The sequence below is a fragment of the Pseudomonas sp. sp1636 genome, assembly GCF_030376615.1.
Classification (GTDB): Bacteria; Pseudomonadota; Gammaproteobacteria; order Pseudomonadales; family Pseudomonadaceae; genus Aquipseudomonas.
The window spans coordinates 1-201 of sequence record NZ_JARRAB010000058.1; the positions used below are offsets into that span (position 1 = coordinate 1).

At 67.7% G+C, this 201-nt stretch carries 1 protein-coding gene; it reads left to right on the top strand.

Annotated features, from left to right (window positions below):
- The coding region (locus tag P8H27_RS20550; RefSeq protein WP_289639606.1) for a hypothetical protein at positions 1–201 on the top strand (201 nt) is incomplete at both ends.

The following is a 201-nucleotide window of genomic DNA, read 5'->3' on the forward strand; positions in this document are numbered from 1 at the left end:
TGTCGCCGGCAACACCTCGGCGCCGTCCAGCCTGACCTTCACCCTCGACACCCTGGTCGCCGCACCGACCCTTAGCCTCGACACCGACAGCGGTGTGGCCGGCGATCTGATCAGCAACGATGGCAGCTACAGCGTCAGCGGCCTGGAAGCCGGCGCCACCGTCGAATACAGCACCGACGGCAGCACCTGGAGCACTACGCC